19 protein-coding genes, 2 tRNA genes and 1 pseudogene are annotated in these 21,475 nt (G+C 65.6%); 9 read left to right on the top strand and 13 right to left on the bottom strand.

Annotation, left to right across the window (positions count from 1 at the left end; translation table 11 throughout):
* Window positions 1–73 precede the first annotated feature (73 nt).
* Complete coding sequence (locus tag M1E01_RS05295) at window positions 74–748, top strand: HNH endonuclease family protein (protein WP_457974057.1); 675 nt, start codon at window positions 74–76, stop codon at window positions 746–748.
* Between the two features lie 105 nt (window positions 749–853).
* Here the strand turns inward: M1E01_RS05295 and M1E01_RS05290 are convergent, their stop codons facing one another.
* From M1E01_RS05290 to M1E01_RS05270, 5 genes are all read right to left on the bottom strand, one after another.
* Window positions 854–1,747: an LssY C-terminal domain-containing protein gene (locus tag M1E01_RS05290; protein ID WP_457974056.1), complete on the bottom strand. Its 894-nt coding sequence runs from the start codon at window positions 1,745–1,747 to the stop codon at window positions 854–856.
* 140 nt (window positions 1,748–1,887) lie between these two features.
* Window positions 1,888–1,964, bottom strand: a tRNA-Met gene (locus M1E01_RS05285).
* Window positions 1,965–2,024: 60 nt separating this feature from the next.
* Window positions 2,025–2,096 (bottom strand) — tRNA-Thr (locus M1E01_RS05280).
* Window positions 2,097–2,518: 422 nt separating this feature from the next.
* Window positions 2,519–4,579, bottom strand: coding sequence for a DEAD/DEAH box helicase (locus M1E01_RS05275; protein ID WP_457974055.1), 2,061 nt, complete (start codon window positions 4,577–4,579; stop codon window positions 2,519–2,521).
* 399 nt (window positions 4,580–4,978) lie between these two features.
* Entirely contained in the window at window positions 4,979–5,632 is a 654-nt protein-coding gene (locus tag M1E01_RS05270) for an MOSC domain-containing protein (protein WP_457974054.1), read from the bottom strand.
* 179 nt (window positions 5,633–5,811) lie between these two features.
* Here M1E01_RS05270 and M1E01_RS05265 point away from each other — a divergent pair, with 179 nt between their 5' ends.
* The 4 genes from M1E01_RS05265 to M1E01_RS05250 are packed head-to-tail and all read left to right on the top strand — an operon-like array spanning window position 5,812 to window position 10,417.
* Window positions 5,812–6,435, top strand: coding sequence for a Tat pathway signal protein (locus M1E01_RS05265; RefSeq protein WP_457974053.1), 624 nt, complete (start codon window positions 5,812–5,814; stop codon window positions 6,433–6,435).
* 2 nt (window positions 6,436–6,437) lie between these two features.
* A complete protein-coding gene (locus tag M1E01_RS05260) occupies window positions 6,438–7,649 on the top strand; it encodes a glutathionylspermidine synthase family protein (RefSeq protein ID WP_457974052.1) in 1,212 nt (403 codons plus the stop codon).
* Complete coding sequence (locus M1E01_RS05255; RefSeq protein ID WP_457974051.1) at window positions 7,646–9,169, top strand: APC family permease; 1,524 nt, start codon at window positions 7,646–7,648, stop codon at window positions 9,167–9,169. Before M1E01_RS05260 ends, M1E01_RS05255 begins: the two co-directional genes overlap by 4 nt.
* A gap of 27 nt (window positions 9,170–9,196) precedes the next feature.
* The gene (locus tag M1E01_RS05250) at window positions 9,197–10,417 is read left to right on the top strand and encodes an acyl-CoA dehydrogenase family protein (RefSeq protein WP_457974050.1); all 1,221 of its coding nucleotides are present in this window, start codon (window positions 9,197–9,199) and stop codon (window positions 10,415–10,417) included.
* Between the two features lie 159 nt (window positions 10,418–10,576).
* On the opposite strand, the gene M1E01_RS05245 is transcribed toward M1E01_RS05250, so the two are convergent.
* From M1E01_RS05245 to M1E01_RS05220, 6 genes and pseudogenes are all read right to left on the bottom strand, one after another.
* Entirely contained in the window at window positions 10,577–11,416 is an 840-nt protein-coding gene (locus M1E01_RS05245) for an SDR family oxidoreductase (RefSeq protein ID WP_457974049.1), read from the bottom strand.
* Between the two features lie 80 nt (window positions 11,417–11,496).
* A pseudogene (locus M1E01_RS05240) lies at window positions 11,497–12,298 on the bottom strand (MFS transporter); the annotation flags it as partial.
* Window positions 12,299–12,512: 214 nt separating this feature from the next.
* Entirely contained in the window at window positions 12,513–13,868 is a 1,356-nt protein-coding gene (locus M1E01_RS05235) for a glycosyltransferase 87 family protein (RefSeq protein ID WP_457974048.1), read from the bottom strand.
* Window positions 13,865–15,028, bottom strand: a complete 1,164-nt coding sequence (locus M1E01_RS05230; protein WP_457974047.1) for a cystathionine gamma-synthase — start codon at window positions 15,026–15,028, stop codon at window positions 13,865–13,867. The genes M1E01_RS05235 and M1E01_RS05230 overlap by 4 nt, the downstream gene beginning before the upstream one ends.
* A gap of 33 nt (window positions 15,029–15,061) precedes the next feature.
* The gene (locus tag M1E01_RS05225) at window positions 15,062–16,447 is read right to left on the bottom strand and encodes a cystathionine beta-synthase (RefSeq protein ID WP_457974046.1); all 1,386 of its coding nucleotides are present in this window, start codon (window positions 16,445–16,447) and stop codon (window positions 15,062–15,064) included.
* A 37-nt stretch (window positions 16,448–16,484) separates the two neighbouring features.
* A complete protein-coding gene (locus tag M1E01_RS05220) occupies window positions 16,485–16,949 on the bottom strand; it encodes a VOC family protein (protein ID WP_457974045.1) in 465 nt (154 codons plus the stop codon).
* 184 nt (window positions 16,950–17,133) lie between these two features.
* Here M1E01_RS05220 and M1E01_RS05215 point away from each other — a divergent pair, with 184 nt between their 5' ends.
* Together M1E01_RS05215 and M1E01_RS05210 are read left to right on the top strand one after the other, a co-directional pair.
* On the top strand, window positions 17,134–18,114 hold the full coding sequence (locus M1E01_RS05215; protein WP_457974044.1) for a DNA-3-methyladenine glycosylase family protein: 981 nt from the start codon (window positions 17,134–17,136) through the stop codon (window positions 18,112–18,114).
* Window positions 18,115–18,270: 156 nt separating this feature from the next.
* Window positions 18,271–18,549, top strand: coding sequence for a putative quinol monooxygenase (locus M1E01_RS05210; protein ID WP_457974043.1), 279 nt, complete (start codon window positions 18,271–18,273; stop codon window positions 18,547–18,549).
* An 89-nt stretch (window positions 18,550–18,638) separates the two neighbouring features.
* Here M1E01_RS05210 and trxA read toward each other — a convergent pair whose 3' ends face one another.
* Window positions 18,639–19,076: a thioredoxin gene (gene trxA, locus M1E01_RS05205; protein ID WP_309109004.1), complete on the bottom strand. Its 438-nt coding sequence runs from the start codon at window positions 19,074–19,076 to the stop codon at window positions 18,639–18,641.
* A gap of 843 nt (window positions 19,077–19,919) precedes the next feature.
* Here trxA and M1E01_RS05200 point away from each other — a divergent pair.
* A complete protein-coding gene (locus M1E01_RS05200) occupies window positions 19,920–20,408 on the top strand; it encodes a hypothetical protein (RefSeq protein ID WP_457974042.1) in 489 nt (162 codons plus the stop codon).
* 138 nt (window positions 20,409–20,546) lie between these two features.
* Here the strand turns inward: M1E01_RS05200 and M1E01_RS05195 are convergent, their stop codons facing one another.
* Window positions 20,547–21,245: a hypothetical protein gene (locus M1E01_RS05195; RefSeq protein WP_457974041.1), complete on the bottom strand. Its 699-nt coding sequence runs from the start codon at window positions 21,243–21,245 to the stop codon at window positions 20,547–20,549.
* Between the two features lie 34 nt (window positions 21,246–21,279).
* Between M1E01_RS05195 and M1E01_RS05190 the strand changes: the two genes are divergently transcribed.
* Window positions 21,280–21,465, top strand: a complete 186-nt coding sequence (locus M1E01_RS05190) for a hypothetical protein (protein ID WP_457974040.1) — start codon at window positions 21,280–21,282, stop codon at window positions 21,463–21,465.
* Window positions 21,466–21,475 lie beyond the last annotated feature (10 nt).

The following is a 21,475-nucleotide window of genomic DNA, read 5'->3' as shown; positions in this document are numbered from 1 at the left end:
CGCCCGAAACAGGGCGGCATCACTTGTTATCTCCCTCCGGGCCGCGGCCATGCGTCCAGCGGCACTTCGTCCAGTGCCCCTGCGTCCAGCCGCCTTGTTCAGGACCCTTGCCGCTTCCGCCGTAGCCGGCGGCCTGCTGCTCGCGGGCCTCGCTGTCCCGGCCGAGGCTGCCACCTACTACTCGGCGCCCCTGCGCACTGCTGCCCGGGCCCTGCCGGTGGCAGCGGAAAACAACGCCGGCTACGACAGGAACCGCTACTTCGGTTACTGGAACGACACGAACCGGGACTGCCAAAACACCCGCGCCGAAGTTCTCCTTCAGGAGACCAAGGCCGCCGCCACGTACACCACCTCACGGAGGTGCACTGTGCGCACGGGCCGCTGGGTTTCACCGTGGGACAACCGGACACACACCTACGCCTCGGCAGTAGAAATCGATCACACCGTCCCCGTCCACGAGGCCTGGGGTTCAGGGGCACGCTACTGGTCGCAGGCGCGCCGCGTTGCATTCTACAACGACCTCGGCGACACCCGGTCCCTCAATGCAATGACGGCGGCGCTCAACTCCGCCAAACAGGCCCGGGGACCTGAATCATGGATGCCACCCGCAAACCGCTGCGCCTACATCGGCCAGTGGATTGCGGTAAAGCTCCGGTGGGGCCTGCGGGTGGACAGCGCGGAGAAGGCCGCCCTGATCCGCTATGCAGACTCCTGCTCGAACGTGCGCATTAGCGTCACCCGGGTGTAGGGGCTGCGCCCCTGCCGGAATCCAGGGCCCGATCTGCCCTGCTGAATGCCCCGCACTGCCCGACGGCGGTGCGGGGCTTTTCCATTTCCCGGCCCGGTCACGGGGCTACCGGCGGACCGGCCCGCTCCGGGGGTTCAGGTCAATGACCGGAAGATGACCGTCCGTGCGGATCGAGTCACCCCCGCCGTTGCGGTGGTGGTAGCCGGACGAATAGTTCCGAATGATATGCACTGACTCCACGGCGTCGGCTGCCTGCAGGGTCTGGATGATGAAGTCCCGCTCTTCATCGGTGCGGTCGGCTATTTTGTGGGTGATCTGGAATGTGAAGAGGGATAGGCCGACGCTTCGGTCGTATGTGCCAGCCCCTACCCAGTCCACGGCCAGCCCGCCGGGCAGCATCCATCCGTCCGGGCACCTCCAGAACCGGACGTGGTGCCTTTTGCGGGGGTTCCCGTCGATCTCCCGCTGGAACGCCATATCCTGCTTGTTCCCGAACACGTACAGCGAACTCACGGGCGCCGCGGGATAGCTGCGTCCGAGAATCGTGGATTCGAGGGTCTTCCACGCCGTGGCCGGCGTTATCGGGTCAGCTTCGACCCACCCGGCAGTAAGCATGGCGTGCTTTAGTTCCTCTGCGGGACCAATGACGGCCAGGTTGACCGGGTCACCGAGGACGCCGTCGCCTGTCCGGGTGCGGCCAATGAAGTAGTCCGGAATGTAGAGGCTGCTGAGGATCTTGTGGATGCGTGGCAGCAGCGCGTAAGCGATGATCAGCCACACGGGCAGGAACACCCAGACCTGCTCGGGACCGCGGGCCAGGCGGGCCAGCAGGAAGTAGTAGACCGCCCAGCCCACTGCCACGGTCACAGCCCCATACAGGAGCCGCTGCAGGACAGCCAGGACGGTCGCCCATCGGCTCTGCCTGCGTTCTGTCCGGTCCTCCAGCCGGGAATGATCCGGTTCGGCCGGAACGGGCCTGCTGGCCTCACCCGAGGTCATCGTCGGTTCTCCTTCTGTGCCGGTTCGTCCAGTCGTCACCATGGTTCATCCATCATGCGGTCCTGATGCTCATCTTCAGTCAGGAGGTGGACTTAAACCAAAAAGCAGGCCAGTGGCTTCATGCCTCTGACCTGCTGTTTTGGTAGCGGTGGGGAGGCTCGATCTCCCGACCTCACGATTATGAGTCGTGCGCTCTAACCAACTGAGCTACACCGCCATGAATGAGAAAACCTGTGTCAAGCCGGTCAAGACCGCCTTGACACAGGCCCTCATTCAGAGCCCCCCACCGGAATCGATCCGGTGACCTCGTTCTTACCAAGAACGCGCTCTACCACTGAGCTAGGGGGGCAACGAGTAAATACTCTACCGGAAGATTTCATCGTCAACAAATCGGGGGAGGAAGAGGGACTCCGTGGCCGACAAGGCCGGAAATTCGGGCCTGGCGGGGACTCCGGGACCCCTCAAGCAGACCATGGGACCACCATGCCGGACAGATGTGACCAAGCGAACTAAAGAGGAGTCCAGCCGGCACCAGCCAGCAACGGCTCTCAGCAGGAACAGCCGCAGCACGAACGGGCCCGACGCCACCAGGCACTGCGTTAAAGGCACTGCCTTAAAGGCTGCGTTAAAGGTCTTGCGTTAAAGGCATTGCGTTAAACAGAAACGGGCCGGCTGTTCGGCCGGCCCGCTTCTAGACGGAACTCTCGTTCACGACGCTGCAGTGGTCACCAATTCGCGGTGAACCATGCAACAGTGGCTACCACCTGTCGGCTACCACTTGCCCTTGCGGTTGAAGTCGCGGTGTCCGCCTTCACTGCCGTGGCGGGGCTTGCGGGTGCCGTCGCCATGGCCGCCGTAGCGGGAGTCGCCCTGGCCGCGGTTGGCTCCGCTGTCAGCGCCAACGCTGCGTTCTGAACGGTCGCTGTACGAGCGGCCGCCGCGGTCCGCGGAGGAACGCTCGCCGTCGCTCTTGCGGAATTCCTTCTTGAAGCCGCCGGTGCCCTTGAAGTTGCCGCCGCGGTCGCCGCGGCCGCCCTGGTAGCCGCCGCGGTCGCCTGACGGCCTGCGGCCGTTGTCCAGCTCGAGGTTAATCAGCTCGCCGCCGATCCGGGTGCGGGACAGGGCCCGCAGCTGCTCGGCGCTCAGGTCCGCCGGAAGCTCCACGAGGGAGTGGTCCGAACGGATGTCGATGCCGCCGATCTGGGACGAGGAGATACCGCCCTCATTGGCAATGGCGCCCACGATGGAACCCGGCATGACGCGCTGGCGGCGTCCGACGGCGATCCGGTAGGTGGCGTTGCCCTCGGTGAGGGTACGGGTCGGTCCGCGGGAGCCGAAGCCGTCCTTGGAGCGTTCGCGCTTCTGGAACTCGGGAGCAGCGGGCAGTTCCTTGACCAGAAGCGGCTGTCCGCCCTGTGCCATCACGGCCAGCGCCGCTGCGATCTCCGACGCCGGAACGTTGTGCTCTTCCTCGTAGGAGGAGATGAGGTCACGGAACGGAGCAACATCTTCGGACGCGAGGGTCTCGGTGATGCGCTCGGCGAACTTGCCCAGGCGCAGCGTGTTCACCGTCTCGGCCGTGGGCAGGTGCATCTGCTCCACCGGCTGACGGGTGGCCTTCTCGATAGAGCGCAGCAGGTACTTCTCCCGCGGCGTCATGAACAGGATGGCGTCGCCGGAACGGCCTGCACGGCCGGTGCGGCCGATGCGGTGGACGTAGGACTCGGTGTCGTGCGGGATGTCGTAGTTGACCACATGGCTGATGCGCTCAACGTCGAGGCCACGGGCCGCAACGTCGGTGGCCACCAGGATATCGATGCGGCCTTCCTTCAGTGCATCGACGGTGCGCTCGCGCTGCTGCTGCGGGATGTCGCCGTTGATGGCAGCCGCCTGGAAACCGCGCGACTTCAGCTTGTCGGCGAGGTCCTCCGTAGCCATCTTGGTGCGCACGAAGGCGATAACGCCGTCGAACTCTTCCACCTCGAGGATGCGCGTCAGGGCGTCGAGCTTGTGCGGGCCCATGACCTGCAGGTACCGCTGGCGCGTGTTGGCGCCGGTGGTGGTCTTGGACTTTACCGAGATCTCTGCCGGGTTGTTCAGGTACTGCTTGGACATGCGGCGGATCTGGCTCGGCATAGTGGCAGAGAACAGCGCGACCTGGCGGTCGGACGGGGTCTGCTGGAAGATCTGCTCCACGTCTTCAGCGAAGCCCATGCGCAGCATCTCGTCAGCCTCATCCAGCACGAGGTACTGGAGTTCGGAGAGGTCCAGGGAACCCTTGGAGATGTGGTCGATCACACGGCCGGGGGTACCAACAACAACCTGGGCGCCGCGGCGCAGGCCGGCGAGCTGGGGGCCGTAGGCGGAGCCGCCGTAGACGGGAAGGACGGTGAAGTCATCGATGTGCTTGGCGTACGAGGTGAAAGCCTCGGCAACCTGGAGCGCAAGCTCGCGGGTCGGGGCGAGAACCAGGGCCTGGGTCTTCCGGGAGGGGCCGTTGAGGTCGTGGAGCTCGGCCAGGCGGGACAATGCCGGTACTGCGAATGCTGCAGTCTTACCGGTGCCGGTCTGGGCGAGGCCCACGACGTCGCGGCCTTCAAGCAGCAGCGGGATGGTCGCTGCCTGGATGGGGGAAGGCTTTTCGTAGCCGACGTCCTGCAGGGCGGCGAGGACGCGGCCGTCGATGCCAAGATCGGCGAAACGGACGCCTTCGTCTTCTGTGTCCGCGGCCGGGGCAGCTTCTGCTGCTGCGGTCTCCGGGGCGACAGTGTTCTCGGTGTCGAAGGCGTCGTTGTTCTCGGTGTCGATGGCGTCGTTGTGGTTTTCGGGCATAGGGAAGAATTCCTCATCCATAGGGGGCCAGGCGGCACAACCCGAGGTGAGCGGAGCCGCAGTACATGTGCCGTGGTTGCCGGGCATACATTGACCGGCCGGTCACGTAGAAGTCCGGCGCTTTCGCAATCCCGTGGCAGGACTTCCCGCTGCATCTCTTGGCTGCTATCTCAGCAGTCTGTACAGCGTTTTCTTTAGCCGGCTCTCCCTATGAAAATGCCCGCATCACAGTTGCGGACTCCAACACTTGCCAGTCCTGCCTCAAAAATTGGGCAGGAATAAGGGATTTCCGGAGTGGGGGATATTTCAAGTGTAGGGCATGTGTCCGCCCAGCGGTAATTGAGGGCTTCGACGGAGCCAGTGACGTTGCGCACACAGCGCCTTCATCGGGGCCTGCCGTCAGCTGCCCGGGCGGCGGAGCAGCGCCGCGAACGCGTCGTGGTACTCGGGCTGGAGCCGCACTTCCCCATCCGCCTCGGCGTCCCTGAGCGCTTCCATGGCTTCCACGCTCGGCTCGCTGAACCAGCGCCCGATGGTCACGCCGTGGCCGGGGACAAAAGTCCGGTGAATGTGGTCGCCGGCCTGGATGGACCCGGTGCGGATGACACGCAGGTAGGTGCCGACCAGCCCCGCGTCCGCGAAGCGCTTGACCCAGCTGCTCTCCCCCATCCGGCGCTGGAAAGTGGCACACGGGGTCCGCGGCGAGGTGACTTCAACCTCAACGTCCAGGCCGATTTTCCACCGCTCGCCGATGACCGCGCCTGTGGTTTCGATCCCCGAGACCCTCAGGTTCTCTCCGAAGGTACCCGGGGGCAGTTCACGCTGCAGCTCGCCCGTCCAGTAGTCGGCCTCGCGTTGGGAGTACGCGTACAGGGCCTGGTCTTCGCCGCCGTGGTGGATCCTGCTGGCCTGGATGTCGCCGCGCAGCCCGAGTTTGTGCACCTTCACGGGGCCTTCGACGGGACGTTTGTCGATGGCGGTGACACCGACGCTCCCAGCATCGGGAAGGAGCTGGTGTACTCGGCAGACGGCAAGCAGAGTGGCGGTGTCCATGGCATCAGTCTAGATACCTCCCGCGCTTTGGTCCGCAGGGGTCGGCGCCGACTGCATAAAGCTCTTAGCCGGGCAGGGGTACAGCCACTAGGCTGGCTGGAGGATTACGGACAGCATGGGCCTGCCGGCTAGGCGACGGAAGCGGCCGGGAATGACATCGGGATGGAGCAGCAGGGGGAATGGTGGACCCGGAGAAAGACCAGCCCAAAGAGCGCGACGGCGGGCCGCAGGGCGACACTGCCGGTAGCCCCAAACCTGCCGGCGCCCCCAAGCCTCCGCCCTGGCAGGTACCCAAGCCGGAGCTGCGGCCTGAGCTCCGACACCCCGAGGAGATCGGTGGTTCGGGCCAATCCGGATTTCCCCAGCCTGGTCCCGTCTTCGATCCCCTCGCCCGCGAGCGCGAGCGGGAGGCGGGTGCGCGGAAGAAACGCTCGCAGCGCCGCACCGTCGCCGTGGGACTCGGCGTGACGGCGTTGCTGGCCGGAACCATCACAGCGATCGTGGCCAGCAATGAGCAGGACGCCGATTACGCCCAGGTGTGCTTCAACGAAGAAACGGGCGAGCGGGTGGAGGACACCCAGTGCAACAGCTCCGCCGGCCGCGGCGGCGCCCTCTACGCCTGGTACTTCTACGCCCGCGGCGCCACCGTTCCCGCTGTCGGTCAGAACCGGACCGCCTATCCCGACTTCACCAGGACCGTACCCCAAGGCGCCAAGGCCTCTACGGGCTACAGCACCAAGGGCGGAACGGTCAGCAGGGGCGGCTTCGGGAGCAGCTCCAAGGGCGGAAGCACGGGAGGCTAGGGGTGAAAAGACTGACCGTTGCACCCCGGCCGGACTGGAAACAGAAAATCGAAGAGCAGGGCCTGGTTTTCTCGACCACCACCATGCCGGGCGGCCGGAAGATCGAGTACTGGAACGAGTCCGCTTATTACGAATTCACCATGGACGAGGTGGAGGCGCTCGAAGTCACGGCCGAGGACATGCACAAGATGTGCCTCGAGGCGGCTAAATTCCTCGCCACTGGAGCCATGGGGCCAATCGGCATAGGGCAGCAGGGGCTGGAGCTCGCCGCCGAGTCGCTGCAGGCCGGGGACATGGACATCTATGGCCGGTTCGACTTCATCTACGACGGCCGGGGCGGGGCGGCGAAGATGCTGGAGTACAACGCTGACACGCCCACCGGCCTGATCGAGGCGGCCGTGGCCCAATGGTTCTGGCTGCAGGACCTCTTTCCTGAGAAGGACCAGTGGAACGGAATCCACGAGGCGCTCATCCGGCAGTGGAAGAAGCTCCAGTACCGCACGGGCATGAGCACCCTCCACGTGGCCCATTCGGAGGCCGAAGAATCTGGCGAGGACTGGATGACGGCCGCGTACATGCGGGATGTGGCCAGCCAGGCAGGCTGGACCACCATCGGCATCAACATGTCCGACATCGGCTGGGACCCCAACCTGAAGCGGTTCGTGGACCTCGACAACTACATGATCAGCACCATGTTCAAGCTCTATCCGTGGGAGCTGATGCTGAAGGAACCTTTCGGGCACCGCCTCCTGCAGCGTGCCCACAATCCGCGGTGGGTGGAGCCGGCCTGGAAGATGCTGCTTTCCAACAAGGCCCTGCTGGCCGCGCTGTGGCACCTCTATCCGGGCCACCCGAACCTGCTGCCGGCATACCTTGACGAACCGGGTCCCCTGAAGGACTGGGTCGCCAAGCCCCTCCATGGCCGCGAGGGTGACAACATCAAGATCCATGCCCGGGGCATCAGCTTGGAACAGCCCGGCGGGTACGGCCGCGAAGGCTGGTGCTACCAGCAGTTCCACCCGCTTCCGGACTTTGACGGCAACCACCCCGTCCTGGGCCTTTGGGTGGTGGACGGTGAATCGGTGGGGTGCGGCATCCGGGAGTCCGACGGCCCGGTCACCGACTACTTCTGCCGGTTCGTGCCGAACACCATTGATGCTCCCGCGCCGCCGGCCGCCGGAACCAACTCGAACAAGGCAGGTATTGCATTATGAGCACCGGAATCACGACGGCGGGCGGCGGCGCCGGGAACCAGCCGGGCGGCCCGGTCCCCGCCAAGGGCCTACGCGCCGGAATCCTGGACCTGGGCGATTCTGTGATGCTGGGGCTGGCTTCCACTGCTCCGGTGTATTCACTCGCGGCCACCTTGGGCCTCATCGTGGCCGTGAACGGTAACTACACTCCCCTGATCCTGGTCCTGGGCTTCATCCCGGTACTGTTCATCGCGTATGCATTCCGCGAGCTCAACAGTGCCATGCCGGACTGCGGAACCACGTTCTTCTGGGTCCGCCGCACGTTTGGTCCGTGGGCCGGTTGGCTGGGCGGCTGGGGCGTTGCCCTGGCCGGCGTCGTCGTCCTGGCCAACCTGGCCCAGGTAGCAGGACAGTATCTGTGGCTGCTGATCGGAGACGGGTCGTTGGCGGAAAATGCCCTGCTTGTCGCAGCGACAGGTGTGGTGTTCATTGCCCTCATGACCCTGGTGAACTACCGGGGCATCCGGCTCGGCGAGCACGTCCAGCGTGCTCTGACGTACGTCCAGTACGTCTCGTTGGGCGTCTTTGCCGTGGCCATCATCGTCGGCATCGTGGGCGGGACCGGGAGCGCCACCACCGTGCAGCCGTTCGACGTCGAGTGGTTCAACCCTGCCGGGGCTTTCGCCGATCCGGGCGCGGTGGTCCACGGGTCCCTGCTGGCACTCTTCATCTACTGGGGGTGGGACACCTGCCTTGCCGTGAACGAGGAAACGGAGAACCCGTCGAAAACGCCCGGCCGCGGCGCGGTGATCTCAGCCTTCGTCCTGGTGGCCATTTACGTGTCCGTGGCTCTCCTGGTCATGATGTACGCCTCGGTGGGAACAGAGGACATGGGCCTCGGCAACACCGAGAACCAGAATGACGTCTTCCTCGCCTTGAAAGACGTGGCGCTGGGCCCCTGGGGTTGGCTGATCGTCCTGTCCGTCCTGGCTTCAGTGCTGTCGTCCACGCAGACCACCATCCTTCCGACGGCGCGCGGCACCCTCTCCATGGGGGTCCACGGGGCTTTGCCGCGGAGGTTCGGCCAGGTCCACCCCCGTAACCAGACGCCGGGATTCTCCACCCAGGTGATGGGCGCCGCGGCGATCGTATATTACGTGGCGATGAGTGTCCTGAGCGAGAATCTGCTGTCCGACTCCATCAGTTCCATCAGCCTTTTCATCGCCTTCTACTACGCGCTGACCGGTTTTGCCTGCGTCTGGTACTTCCGCGGAACGCTCCGCGCCTCGGCCAGGAACCTCTGGTTCCGGGGGATCCTGCCCCTGCTGGGCGCGGTGTCCCTGACAGCCGCGTTCTTCATTTCCGCTGTCCAGATGTGGGACCCGGCGTACGGCGATACCGAGATTTTCGGCGTCGGCGGCGCGTTTGTGAGCGGCGTGGTGCTGCTGGCCCTGGGCGTGGTGCTGGCCGCCCTCTGCCGGTTCCTGCCGTCCACGCGGGACTACTTCCGTGGCAGGCAGCGCGTCAATGCCCGGCTCTGAGGAGCCGGACCCCCGTAGGATGCTGGCATGAGCAACGATGCCCTTGACCCCGTGGCAGCAACGGCAGAGTACGGGCTCCCCGACCCGTCCGACATCATGGCCATTGATTCGCTGCTGACCCCCGACGAGCTGAGCCTTCGGCAGCGGATCCGGGACTTCACCGACCAGCAGATCCGGCCGGACATCGCCGACTGGTACGACCGCGGCATCTTTCCGCTGCACATCGCAGCGCAACTCGGTGAGCTGGGAGTCCTTGGCATGCACCTTGAAGGTTACGGCTGCCCCGGCCGCAGCGCTGTGGAGTATGGCCTCGCCGCGATGGAACTTGAAGCCGGCGACTCCGGAATCCGCACCTTCGTCTCGGTCCAGGGCTCGCTGGCCATGTCCGCCATCCACAAGTGGGGCTCGGAGGACCAGAAGCAGGAGTGGCTGCCCCGGATGGCGGCGGGCGAAGCGATAGGCTGCTTTGCGCTGACCGAACCCTCCGCTGGATCTGACCCGTCTGCCATGACCACCACGGCCCGCCGCGACGGCAGCGGCGAGGACGCCGGCTGGATCCTGGACGGTGCCAAACGCTGGATCGGGCTCGCATCGATCGCCGACGTCATGGTGGTGTGGGCCAGGACCGACGATGGCGTCCGCGGTTTCCTCGTGCCTGCCGGCACCGCGGGGGTCACCGCCGTTCCGATCGGCCGGAAGCTTTCGATGCGCGCTTCAATACAGTGCGACATCACGTTCGACGGCGTCCGGCTGGGGCCGGACGCCCTTCTCCCGGGCGCGCGCGGACTCAGCGGCCCCTTCTCATGCCTCAACGAAGCCCGCTACGGCATCGCGTGGGGCGCCATGGGCGCGGCCCGTGACTGCTATGAAGCTGCCCTGAAGTACGCGATGGAGCGGCTGCAGTTCGGCAGGCCGCTGGGCGGCTACCAGCTTACTCAGGAGAAGCTGGTTAACATGCTGCTGGAGATTCAGAAGGGCACCATGCTCGCCCTGCAGCTGGGCCGGCTGAAGGACTCCCGCGCGCTGCGCCCGGAACAGATCTCGCTGGCCAAGCTGAACAACGTCCGTGAAGCCATCAAGGTGGCCCGAGAGGCGCGGACGATCCTGGGCGGCAACGGCATCACGCTTGACTACTCTCCCCTGCGTCATGCAGCCAATCTGGAGTCGGTGCGGACCTACGAGGGAACGGACGAAATCCACCTGCTGATTCTCGGACAGCACCTCACCGGCATTTCGGCGTTCCGCTGAGGGGCACACCTCAGCCAAATCCGGCGCCAGGGTCTGCCACCAGGGAAAGCGCGAACGGACACTTAGGCCCCGAGGCTTAAGTGTCCGTTCGCGCTCGTGCCGGCTTGCGGCAGCTCGCAGCGCGGTCCAGAATGGCCAGCATGGCGGAGGTCGGGAAGGTCAGGCGGAGAAGCCGCCATCAGCCTTGATCAACTGGCCCGAGACCCAACGCCCCTCTCGAGAGAGCAGGAAAGCAACCGTACCTGCCACGTCCGCCGGCGTGCCAAGCCGGCCACCGGGTTGGCGGCGGATGACTTCCGTCCGGACTTCAGGGCTCATCCAACCCGTGTCCACCGGGCCGGGGTTCAGCACGTTGGCAGAGATGCCGAGCGGACCGAGCTCCCGGGCGGCGGCAATGACGATCCGGTCGAGCGCTCCCTTGGACGCGCCGTAGGGCAGGTTGAAGGCTGTATGGTCACTGGTCAGCGCAACGATCGCGCCGCCGCCGGGCCCTGCCTGGCGTGCGAAAGCAGCGACCAGCTGCCAGCTGGCCCGCGTGTTCACGGCGAAGTGGCGCTCAAAGCTTTCCAGTGTGGTGTCCAGAACGCCCGAGTCGACCGACTCCGCATGGCTCAGCACCATGCCCTGGACCGTCCCGGCCTGCGCCGAAACCTCCGCCATGAGTCGCTCCACGGCGTCCGGGTCCTGGAAATCCACGGGCAGGGACACAACCTTGGCCCCAATGTCCTCAAGTTCAGCAGCAAGCTGTTCGACGTCGTCAGGCTGGACGCCCCACGGCATCCGGGCGTCATACTCCTGCCAGTGATTCAGCACCAGGTCCCAGCCATCGGCCGCAAGCTTGCGGGCGATTCCGGCGGCGATGCCGGCCTGGCGCCCGGCGCCGGTGACAAGGGCAGTGGGGCGCTGAGGCTCCGCGCCAGCTGTTTCAGCCCCGGGCGGCTCAGCACCAGTTGATTCAATGCCAGCTGATTCAGTGCCGAGATTATCGTTCAGAGCCATCTCAACGTCCCCCCCGTTGCTGCCAGTGTGGTGCAGTGCCGGGGCTCATTCTACTGATCGCGATTAATGCCTGCTGCGGGTCAGCCTGCCTCCGCAGACTGCGTCGTCCGGCTGCCGGCATCCTTGCGGATGGAGGCGCTGATGACAGCGGCGACGGTGCACATGGCGGCAGCCCCCGGCCAGGCGTAAGTGTAGTGGCCCGTGGCGTCCCTGATGGCTCCGGCCGCCAGGGCCGCGGCTGCCGCACCGAGCTGGTGCGCAGCGAAGACCCAGCCGAACACCACACCGCCGTACGCACCGAACGCCTGGCGGCAGATGGCCGCGGTCGGGGAGACTGTGGCCACCCAGTCAAGGCCGTAAATGACCACGAAGACGATCATGCTGGGCTGCACGGTGGCACTGAGCAGCAGCGGCAGCACCAACAGCCCGATGCCGCGGAACTGATAGTACACCGCCAGCAGGATCCTCGGATTGAAGCGCTCCGTCAGCCACCCAGAGGCGATGGTGCCCACGATGTCGAAGATCCCGACGACGGCCAGCAGCCCTGCGGCGGTGGTTTCGGGCATGCCGTGGTTGTGTGCTGAGGGGATGAAATGTGTGCCGATGAGAGTCCGTTGGTGGTCGCCCCGCAAATGGCGAAGCGGCGGCGAGGGCTCAGAACGTGCGCACCTTGCTGGCCCGTTTGAGCACCTGTATGGCCCGGATTGCGGCGTTCCTGGATGGCTCTCCGGCCGTCGGCGGGGCCGACTCCGGCTCAGCGTCCGCCGTTGGCGCTTCCGCACCGTAAGGCAACACCCCGGCGTCGGCGGGTGAGTTCTTCAGGAATCTCAGCACCAGCGGCACCACGGCCAGGGCACCGGCCGCGACCAGCAGGGAAGCTCGGGGCTGCTCATGCTGCAAGCGGGTCGCACAACCTCGGTCCGGCCGGCGCGGTGGAAAGCCTGAGGGGCTTAGCGGTCCGGGTGAGGCTGTGCCAGCCCGTGTTTTCCGCCGTGAGCCGCTCGCCACAGGCCATGCAGGTGGCGGCCGAGCTGGTCCGGTGACCGCAGGTCGGATGAATCACGTACATGCGGGCCTGGCTAGGGCAAGCGGGGGGTCACTTCGCGCCGGGGATCCGGCGAAGCCTGATGCGGGACGGCCGGTAGGCGAGCGCCCAGTACCCGAGGAGCGCAATGCCGCAGAAGACACCAAGGCTGGCCACCATGAGAGGCCACTGCGTAGACGGGTCCTTCCCCCACTCTTCCGCACCCGCCATCATGGCCAGGTCCTTGGGCGCGAGGTAGAAAGCCACCGCAGACGCAATCACGATGATCCATCCGGCCAGCTGCATCCGTCCGCTCCGTGTGGGGACCCGGTGCATCGCGAAGGCCATGCACGGCAGTGCGACGGCCATCCAGACCCAGTGGTGTGACCACGAAACCGGGCTGATCAGGAGCATCAGCACGGCCGTGGCAGAGACAGCCACAAAGTTTTCATCCACGGCAAGGGCCCACTTGATCACCAGTGCGGCCACCGCCACCAGGCCAAGCGAGAGAACGAGCCACACCACACTGGTCAGGCCAGAGTCGGGCATTCCGAAATGCAGCAACAGGCCCTTGAGAGACAGATTGTCCACGTATCCAGGACCGCCGATGCGGCCAGTGTCCGGCAGGATCCTGGTCCAAAAGGAAACCGAGGCCTGAGGCAGTACGGCCCACGCCACCGCGATGGAACCAAAGAACCCGCCGGCCATCCAGGCAAGGGCCTTGAAGTCGCGCCGGACCAGGAAATAGAGACCGAACGCCAGCGGCGTGAGCTTGATCCCTGCAGCGATGCCGATCAGCAGGCCTGCCGGCCACCGGATCTCACCGGCCCGGGCCTTTCCGTGCAGGGCGAAGTCCGCCAGGATCAGGCCCATCAGGACGATGTTGATCTGCCCGAAAACAAATGTGTCCCGCCAGGGTCCCAACAGCAGGATCGCCGCCGTTCCCGCCAGGGCGAGAGCCCGAAAACGCCAGTCCGCGAATGCTTCACGCCAGCGGCGCAGACCGAAGTAGTGGCGGCTGAGCCAGGCAGACACAACGCCCGCCCCTGCGAGTGCAACGGCGATGAACAGCAGGCTGCTTTCGCTAAAGCTCAGCGTGGCGAGGCCGGCAAACAGCAGCGCAGCGAACGGCGGGTAGGTAAACGGCAGCCCGTCCCGGACTGCATAGAGGGCGCCCGCTCCGGCCTCACCTGTCTGCAGCACTTTGGTGCCGCCGTAGTAGTAGACCTCAAAGTCATTCATCGCCGGGGCGTAGTGCACCTTGAGCACCGCCAGGGCGGCGACGACTGTGAGCGCACCTGCCGCCGTCGCCAGCCAGCCGAGGAGCAGTGCGCGCCGGGCGGCGTGCATTGAGTCCGGCAGGGCCGGGTCTGTCCGCGTTGCGCCCGGTTCTTTGAGCCCGGCTGAAGCCTCGGGTGTCACATTCACGGGATGAAAGTGAAGGCTTGCTCGAGATCCGCAATGAGGTCCTCGGCGTCCTCAATGCCGCAGGAAAGCCGGATGAGGTTGACGGGGACAGCCAGCTCGGTTCCTTTCACCGAGGCGTGCGTCATTTCCGAGGGGTAGTTCATGAGGGATTCGATGCCGCCCAGGGACTCGGCAAGGGTGAAGACCGACGTCGATTCGGCCACCTTGCGCGCGGCCGCTTCGCCGCCCTTGAACTGCACGGAGACCATGCCGCCGAACTTCCGCATCTGCTTCCGGGCGAGGTCGTGGCCCGGGTGCGAGGGCAGGCCCGGGTAGAGTACGGCCTCCACCTCCGGCCGTTCCAGCAGCCACTCGGCCACGGCCTGGCCATTATCGCTGTGCCGGTCCATGCGGACCCCCAGTGTCTTCAGTCCGCGGGTGGTGAGGAAGGCGTCCATGGGCCCGGAGACGGCGCCGACGGCGAACTGCACGAAGCCGATCTTCTCTGCCAGTTCGGCGTCCTTCACCACGATCGCGCCGCCCACCACGTCGGAGTGCCCGCCGATGTATTTCGTAGTGGAGTGAACCACGACGTCGGCACCCAGGGCGAGCGGGGTCTGCAGGTAGGGGGACGCGAAGGTGTTATCGACCACCAGGAGCGCCCCGGCGTCGTGCGCCACCTTGGCAAGCGCCTCGATGTCGGTGATCTTCATCAGCGGGTTGGAGGGGGTCTCCACCCAGACGAAGCGGGTCTTGTGCGCGGCCACGGCGGAGGCAACGGCGTCGAGATCCGACATGTCCACAGGGGTGTTGCCGATGCCCCAATCCCCGAGCACGCGGCTGATTAGACGGTAGGTGCCGCCGTAGGCGTCGTTGCCGAGGACGATGTGGTCGCCGGGGCGGGTCAGGGCGCGGATGAGGGAGTCTTCCGCCGCGAGCCCGGAGCTGAAGGAATAGGCGTGCGTGCCTCCTTCGAGCGCCGCGAGCTGTTCCTGCAGCGAGTCGCGGGTGGGATTGCCGCCGCGGCCGTACTCGTAGCCGTCGCGCAGGTTGCCGATGCCGTCCTGGGCATAGGTGGAGCTGAAGTGCAGCGGCGGCACCACGGCGCCGGTGCGGGGCTCGAAGTCCTGGCCGGCGTGCACGGCGCGGGTGTTGAATCCTTGGTTTTGTGAGGCAGACATGGGGCTCCTTGACTTTGACGAAGCAGGAAACGGTCAGTTGCTGAGGTACGCGAGAAGGTCGTGGCGGGTCAGGATGCCCACAGGGGCGCCGACGAAGGTGACCATGACGGTGTCCACGTCGGACAGGAGTTCACGGGCGGCGGAGATAGTTTCCAGCGAACCGATCACCGGCAGCCGCTCCCCCATGTGTTCCGAGATTTTGTCCGTCAGCTTGGCCTCGCCGCGGAACAGCTTCGCGGTCAGCGACCGCTCATCCACCGCTCCGAGGACCTCGCCCATGACCACGGGCGGTTCCTGGGACAGCACCGGGATGTGGCTGACACCGAACTCGTTCATGATGTTGATGACATCGCGGACAGTCTCGTTGGGGTGGATGTGGACCAGGTCCGGAAGCTCGCCGGTCTTGGACTTGATGACCTCGCCCACCGATGCTTCCTCCCCGCCGGAGAGGAAGCCGTAGGAGCGCATCCATTGGTCGTTGAAGATCTTGGCGAGGTAGCCGCGGCCGGAGTCCGGCAGGATCACCACCACCACGGCGTCCTCGGGAAGATCCCGCGCCGTCCGCAGCGCAGCGACCACGGCCATGCCGGAGGAACCGCCCACGAGCAGTCCTTCCTCCCGCGCCAGGCGCCGGGTCATCGCGAACGAGTCCGCGTCGCTGACGGCTAGCACCTGGTCCGGAACGGATTTGTCGTAGTTGGCGGGCCACATGTCCTCGCCGACGCCTTCTACGAAGTATGGGCGTCCGGTACCGCCCGAGTAGACAGAACCTTCGGGATCCGCCCCGATGATCTTGACTCTGCCGCCGTCGGACTCCGGACGGTCAGCCGAGACCTCCTTGAGGAAGCGGCCGGTGCCGGTGATGGTGCCGCCGGTTCCGGCGCCGATGACGCAGTGCGTCACCTTGCCGTCCGTGTCGCGCCAGATCTCCGGGCCCGTAGTCTCGTAGTGGCTGCGCGGAGCCGCGGGGTTGGAGAACTGGTCTGGTTTATACGCCCCGGGAATCTCGGTGACCAGACGGTCTGAAACGCCGTAGTAGCTTTGCGGGCTGTCCGGCGCGACGGAGGTGGGGGTCACCACCACTTCCGCCCCGTAGGCCTGAAGGACGGCACGCTTGTCCTCCCCCACCTTGTCCGGGACAACGAAGATGCACTTGTAGCCTTTTTGCTGCGCTACCAGCGCGAGACCGACGCCGGTGTTGCCGGACGTCGGCTCGATGATGGTGCCGCCGGGCTGGAGCTTGCCGTCCCGTTCAGCGTCCTCGATCATCTTGGCCGCAATGCGGTCCTTGATGGAACCGCCGGGGTTCACGTATTCCAGCTTCACGAGGACGGTGGCTTTGATGCCGTCGGTGACGTGGTTGAGCTTGATCAGCGGGGTATTGCCGATAAGGTCCAGAACGGACTGGGCGTACTTCATGGGTACAAACTTACCGTCTTGCCCGCCCGCCGGGGTTTCAGGCGGTGGCCGCGCCGCCGGCAGTTCCTTCCACACCACCGGCAGTTCCTTCCACACCACCGGCAGTTCCTTCCACACCACCGGCATGGAGGTTCTGCCACAGCCCCAGGGTGTTGCCTTCGGTGTCCTTGAAGTAGGCGTAAAAGCCCATGCCCGGGATGGCATCCTTCGGCCTGACCACCGAGCCGCCGAGCTGCTCGACCGTCGCGAGGGTGGCGTCAATGTCTTCCACGTCCACTGTGATGACAGGGGTGGTCAGCTCACCCTCCCTCGCCATCATGCCGCCGTTGATGGCTCCCGGCTCCGTCGGCCTGCCGGTCTGTTCGTCCATCGGTGTGGTGATGACGATGTTGTAGTCCATCTCCGGCATGGGGTCGATCCTCCAGCCGAGAGCCTGCTTATAGAAGTTCCTGGCCCGGTCCTGGTCGTCCGCGGGGATTTCGAAATGCACCACTCCACCCATTGCAACCACCCGATTTTAGAAGGGAAGGACGCGGCGGACCCGCGCCACACCTGGGATTCTAGTCCTCCGGGCCGCGCACATTAAGGCCCCGGCGGTGGCCCTCTTGCCTGCTTGGCAGCCACACCGGGGGCTCCGCCGGATGAGCGGGACCGCGGATGGTGGTGGTCCGTGGGACGATGATTCCATGACCATCACGGACGTCCCCGCCAGCGTTGCCGCTGCCGCGGACGGCTCGTTGCGGTGGTACGCCGGCGGCCCCTACAGCCTGCGTCAAACCCTCGGGCCGCTCAGGCGCGGCAACGGGGACCCTTCGTTCGCCTCGCGGCCGGACGGTCTCTGGATGGCATTTACGACGCCGGATGGCCCGGTCACCCTTCGCCTCACCAGTGCGGAACTGGGACCGGACCCGCACGTCGATGCGCAGGCCTGGGGTCCCGGTTCCGGGTCGGCCCTTGCCGGCGTGCCCCGGCTCCTGGGCGCGGGCGACGATTGGTCCGCTTTTGATGAGCCCGGCTTCCACGCGACGCTCCCGCGGATGGTCCGGGAAGCACGACGCCGGAATCTGACGCTCCGTCTCCCATCTACCGGGCGGATGGCGGATTCCCTCGTGCCCACCGTTCTGGAGCAGAAGGTCACCGTCATCGAGGCCAGGAGGGGCTTCCGCTACCTCATGTACCGCCATGGCACCCCTGCGCCTGGCACCTCCACAGTGGTACCGGCCGGATTGCTGGTGCGGCCCACCCCGGAGCAGTGGCTGCGCATCCCGTCCTGGGAATGGCACAAGGCCGGCGTGGGGCCCCAACGTTCGGCTACCGTCATGCGTGCGCTGCGTTCCGCCGTCGCGCTTGAACGGCTGGCCGCCCTGCCGGCAGCGGAGGCTGCCGCGAAGATGCAGACCATTCCGGGGATCGGCGAGTGGACTGCAGCGGAGGTGGTGCAGCGGACGCACGGCTGTCCCGACTCCATTGCGGTGGGCGATTTCCATCTCGCTGCGGATGTCGGAGCCGCCCTGACTGGCCGAAGGACGGACGACGCCGGAATGCTGGCCCTGCTTGAACCTTGGAAGGGGCACCGGCAGCGCGTCGTCCGCATGATCGGGCTCAGCGGCTTCCGGAAACCCACGTTCGGTCCGCGGATGACCATCCAGGACCACCGGGGGCACTGAAGCCCTCGTGCTGGAAAACGTTGCCGGACAGGCGCGAACGGTTCGTGCCGGAGCAGCGCGAACGGGTAGTTGTGCCCCGACTAAGCCTGGGCCTAGACCAGGCGGCCGGGAGACACAAGACAAGAGCCACCCGTGGAGGCCGGTATTGTGAAATCCATGAGTGCACCCATCGACCTGCAGGCAACGTTCATCCCCAACGACGGCGAATTCTTCCGCGTGAAGCTCGCCCTGGAAATCGCAATCGACGAGGTAGTCAATGAGCCCGGCTGCATCCGCTACGAGCTCACTGAGGCTATCGAGGAAAAGCTGGTGCTCACCGAGCGCTGGGCCTCCGAAGAGGACCTTGACAAGCACTCCAAGGGCACAGCTGTCCAGGACCTCAATGAGTCCCTGAGCGCGCTGCTGGCAGAGCCCGTGAGGCTTGAACGCCTGTAGCAGCTACGACAAACAACGCGGGGCCGCTCCCGCCCGAGAACCGAGAGGTCCTGGGCGGGAAGCGGCCCCGCATCACGTTAAACGGGCGCTTAGAAGTCCGGGATCTGGGAGCCGTCCTGCGGGCCGGCACTCTTCCGCTGGCCGTCACCTGCCGCAGCAGCAGCCTCTGCCTGCGAGCGGGCAACGTGCGCGTGCACTTCCTCCATGTCGAGAGCCTTGACAGCTTCGACCACCTGTTCCAGCTGGGGGGCGTTCAATGCCCCAGGCTGGGAGAAGACGAGTACCTTTTCGCGGAACGCCATGAGCGTGGGAATCGACGTGATGCCGGCCTCCGCGGCCAGCTGCTGCTCGGCTTCGGTGTCCACCTTGGCAAAGACGACGTCGCCGTGCTTTTCCGAAACTGCGGAATACGTGGGTCCAAACTGCTTGCAGGGACCGCACCATTCGGCCCAGAAGTCAACGAGGACAATGTCGTTGTTCTCGACGGTCGATGCGAACTGTTCACCTGTAATGTCTACGGTTGCCATGGGTCCACGCTACGCGAGCCCGGTCCCGATGTCCCCACTCAGCCGGCTTTGTTCGCTACCCGCGTCACAGGGAATATTCCTCCGCCCGTCGCTGTGTAGCCGCGGCTTCGGTGGCAGCGGCCCGCCACGACCTGCGGGAGCCAAGTAGGCGCAGCGGGTAAAGACAGGTATTGCCTACGCGGGCGCCCCTGGTGCGGCGCCTCCTACACTCAACATTGCTGGGCAGACGCGTTAGCGAGCGCGTCCCTCTCTCAATATGAATTGGTCAGGTTGACCCACGCGTTTTCGGCAATCCGCCGGGCGCCTCCCCGGCCTGGCCGCCCAGCACGCGGCCGCAGGTTCTGCCCGCCGCACTACACGGTTCAGGGGTCAGCCATGAATCATCAGGAGAGCAACAGGCACCAGGCCGAGGCCCGCCTTTCTACTCCACAGCACGTGAATCGAAAGCATCTGGATTCACCGGAAGGGACGACACCCCAGCGCGGAACGCTGCGAACAGGCTTTGATGCCGGGCCCCTGATACTTGCGGGAGTCCTGCTGGCCACGGTCGCCGCCCCCATTTGGCCAGCTGCTCCCGCGGGCAGTCCCGGCGCAGCTGCCCAGTCTGCTTCGACCACGGATGATGCCCTGCCCTGGCCATCCAGCGCTCGGTCAGTATGGGATACGGCGGGAGGGGCGGCCGCATCCGTAACCCGGCCAAGCGCGCGGGGAACAGCCGATGAGCGGCTCTCCGCAGATAAGCGGGCCCCAAAGCACGTCCCGCCTGCTGCGAAACCGGCGGCAGCCGTCGCGGCCCCCACAACTGCCGACACGGTGGCCCCTAAACCGGCGACGCCTGCACCTGTGGCGGCGCCCAAGGCGGCTCGTGCCGCCGCGCCCGCGGTTCCGCCCAAAGCGCCCGCCCCTGCACCGGCGGCGGCGGCTCCCAGGATTGCTGCACCCGTCGCAGTGCCTCCTCCGGCGCCTGCCCCCGCCCCGCCTCCCGCACCCGCTCCCGCCCCGCCAGCCCGCACGATCTACGTGGCCGGAGCGGGAGGACAGGCACTGGTGGACAGCTGCATCGGTCCGGTCCATTTCACACCGACCGACGGCTACTCGCTCTTCATCACCGAGCACGACTTCTGCGGCGGCTGGGCGCGGTTTTCGGCTATCAAGGTTGGAGAGCGCGTGGATCTTCCGGGCTATGGCTCTTATACGGTGGCGGCACGGGGGCAGGTTCCCAATGGAGGCACGACGAACGACGTCGCCGCAGTGTTCGGCGGATTCCCGCGGGCCGTCCTGCAGACCTGCATTCCAGGTACCACCCAGATGCTGGTGATAGCCCTGAACTGATGCGGCGCATTGCGCAGCTCAGGCGCATTGCCTCCGAATGCGCAGGTCACGCACGTTGCCAAATGCACAGGTCAGGAGCGGGCCGCCTCCTTGGGCAGCGCCGCTCCTGAAAACCCCGGTTGGCCCGTCAGTTACCACCTAACCTACGGTCTTCGTAGTGACTTCCGCCCGGGGTGTCTTGGCATAGACTTCCTTGCTGACCGTGTAGCCATGCTCGTCCAGCTTGAGTGCTTCCTTATGGACCTCTGCCAGCTTGGCATCGGTAAGCTGCTCTATCTTGACGAGATCCAGGGTTTCCTGGTCGGTGCCACCCTCCGCTGTTACTTTCACGAGTCCCGTCCCGGCCGAATAAAACTTGCGCTGGTGGCCCACCGCGGGTTCGAGCGGATTGTGCTCATCGATCACCAGCACGTTCTCATAGCAGCCGGTTGGCACGCACACGCGCTCATCCTGCTTGAAGACCTCGCCGCAGTCGAGGAAGTCCACAGATGGTGCGTGTGCTTGGACATAGGCAGGAGTACCAGTCTTTGGCTCGCCCTGCATGGCGATGCCGGCCTGGCTCTCGTCAATGCTGTGAATGAAAGTGTTGGGTGCGCCGATGAACTTGTCGTTTTCGAATTCTTCCGGATACTCACCGAAGAGCCAGACAGTACCGGCGTTGTCCTGCGCGAAGAACGCCAGTTCGGATTCGACCAAGGACCCATCGGCGTAATCCCGGTCCCACATCACCAGAGTCTTCACACCATCGATGACTTTGGTCAGTCCGGTCACCGTGTGTGTGACAGTCCGCTCGGTGGTGCCTTCTGCGTTGACGACCTTGCCGGTGGTCGTGTACACGGTCCCCGGCTTCAGTGAGAACCATTTATTGTCTATGGAGGGAGATTCCGGGAAGGCTCCTGCGTCGAAATTTATGGCCGAGCCGGGACCGCACAGCTCTGATGCGTTGGGGGTCTCGGCAGCTGTTTCCGTCGGCGACGCCGTGCCCGTTGCTGTTGACGTTTCCGTAGGCGAAGCTGCTCCCGTTGCGGCCGAGGTGGCCGCCGTGGTCGGCGTCTGACCAGCATTTG

The organism is Arthrobacter sp. D1-17, from assembly GCF_054130535.1.
This window is presented reverse-complemented; position numbering and strand designations above follow the sequence as displayed.

What these genes read in the sequence shown, in the direction of transcription:
- M1E01_RS05290 (WP_457974056.1), bottom strand. Translation starts at nt 1,747, where the DNA reads ATGACCTCGGGTGAGGCCAGCAGGCCCGTTCCGGCCGAACCGGATCAT.
- M1E01_RS05275 (WP_457974055.1), bottom strand. Translation starts at nt 4,579, where the DNA reads ATGCCCGAAAACCACAACGACGCCATCGACACCGAGAACAACGACGCC.
- M1E01_RS05270 (WP_457974054.1), bottom strand. Translation starts at nt 5,632, where the DNA reads ATGGACACCGCCACTCTGCTTGCCGTCTGCCGAGTACACCAGCTCCTT.
- M1E01_RS05265 (WP_457974053.1), top strand. Translation starts at nt 5,812, where the DNA reads ATGGTGGACCCGGAGAAAGACCAGCCCAAAGAGCGCGACGGCGGGCCG.
- M1E01_RS05255 (WP_457974051.1), top strand. Translation starts at nt 7,646, where the DNA reads ATGAGCACCGGAATCACGACGGCGGGCGGCGGCGCCGGGAACCAGCCG.
- M1E01_RS05250 (WP_457974050.1), top strand. Translation starts at nt 9,197, where the DNA reads ATGAGCAACGATGCCCTTGACCCCGTGGCAGCAACGGCAGAGTACGGG.
- M1E01_RS05245 (WP_457974049.1), bottom strand. Translation starts at nt 11,416, where the DNA reads ATGGCTCTGAACGATAATCTCGGCACTGAATCAGCTGGCATTGAATCA.
- M1E01_RS05230 (WP_457974047.1), bottom strand. Translation starts at nt 15,028, where the DNA reads ATGTCTGCCTCACAAAACCAAGGATTCAACACCCGCGCCGTGCACGCC.
- M1E01_RS05225 (WP_457974046.1), bottom strand. Translation starts at nt 16,447, where the DNA reads ATGAAGTACGCCCAGTCCGTTCTGGACCTTATCGGCAATACCCCGCTG.
- M1E01_RS05220 (WP_457974045.1), bottom strand. Translation starts at nt 16,949, where the DNA reads ATGGGTGGAGTGGTGCATTTCGAAATCCCCGCGGACGACCAGGACCGG.
- M1E01_RS05215 (WP_457974044.1), top strand. Translation starts at nt 17,134, where the DNA reads ATGACCATCACGGACGTCCCCGCCAGCGTTGCCGCTGCCGCGGACGGC.
- M1E01_RS05210 (WP_457974043.1), top strand. Translation starts at nt 18,271, where the DNA reads ATGAGTGCACCCATCGACCTGCAGGCAACGTTCATCCCCAACGACGGC.
- trxA (WP_309109004.1), bottom strand. Translation starts at nt 19,076, where the DNA reads ATGGCAACCGTAGACATTACAGGTGAACAGTTCGCATCGACCGTCGAG.
- M1E01_RS05190 (WP_457974040.1), top strand. Translation starts at nt 21,280, where the DNA reads ATGGAGGGAGATTCCGGGAAGGCTCCTGCGTCGAAATTTATGGCCGAG.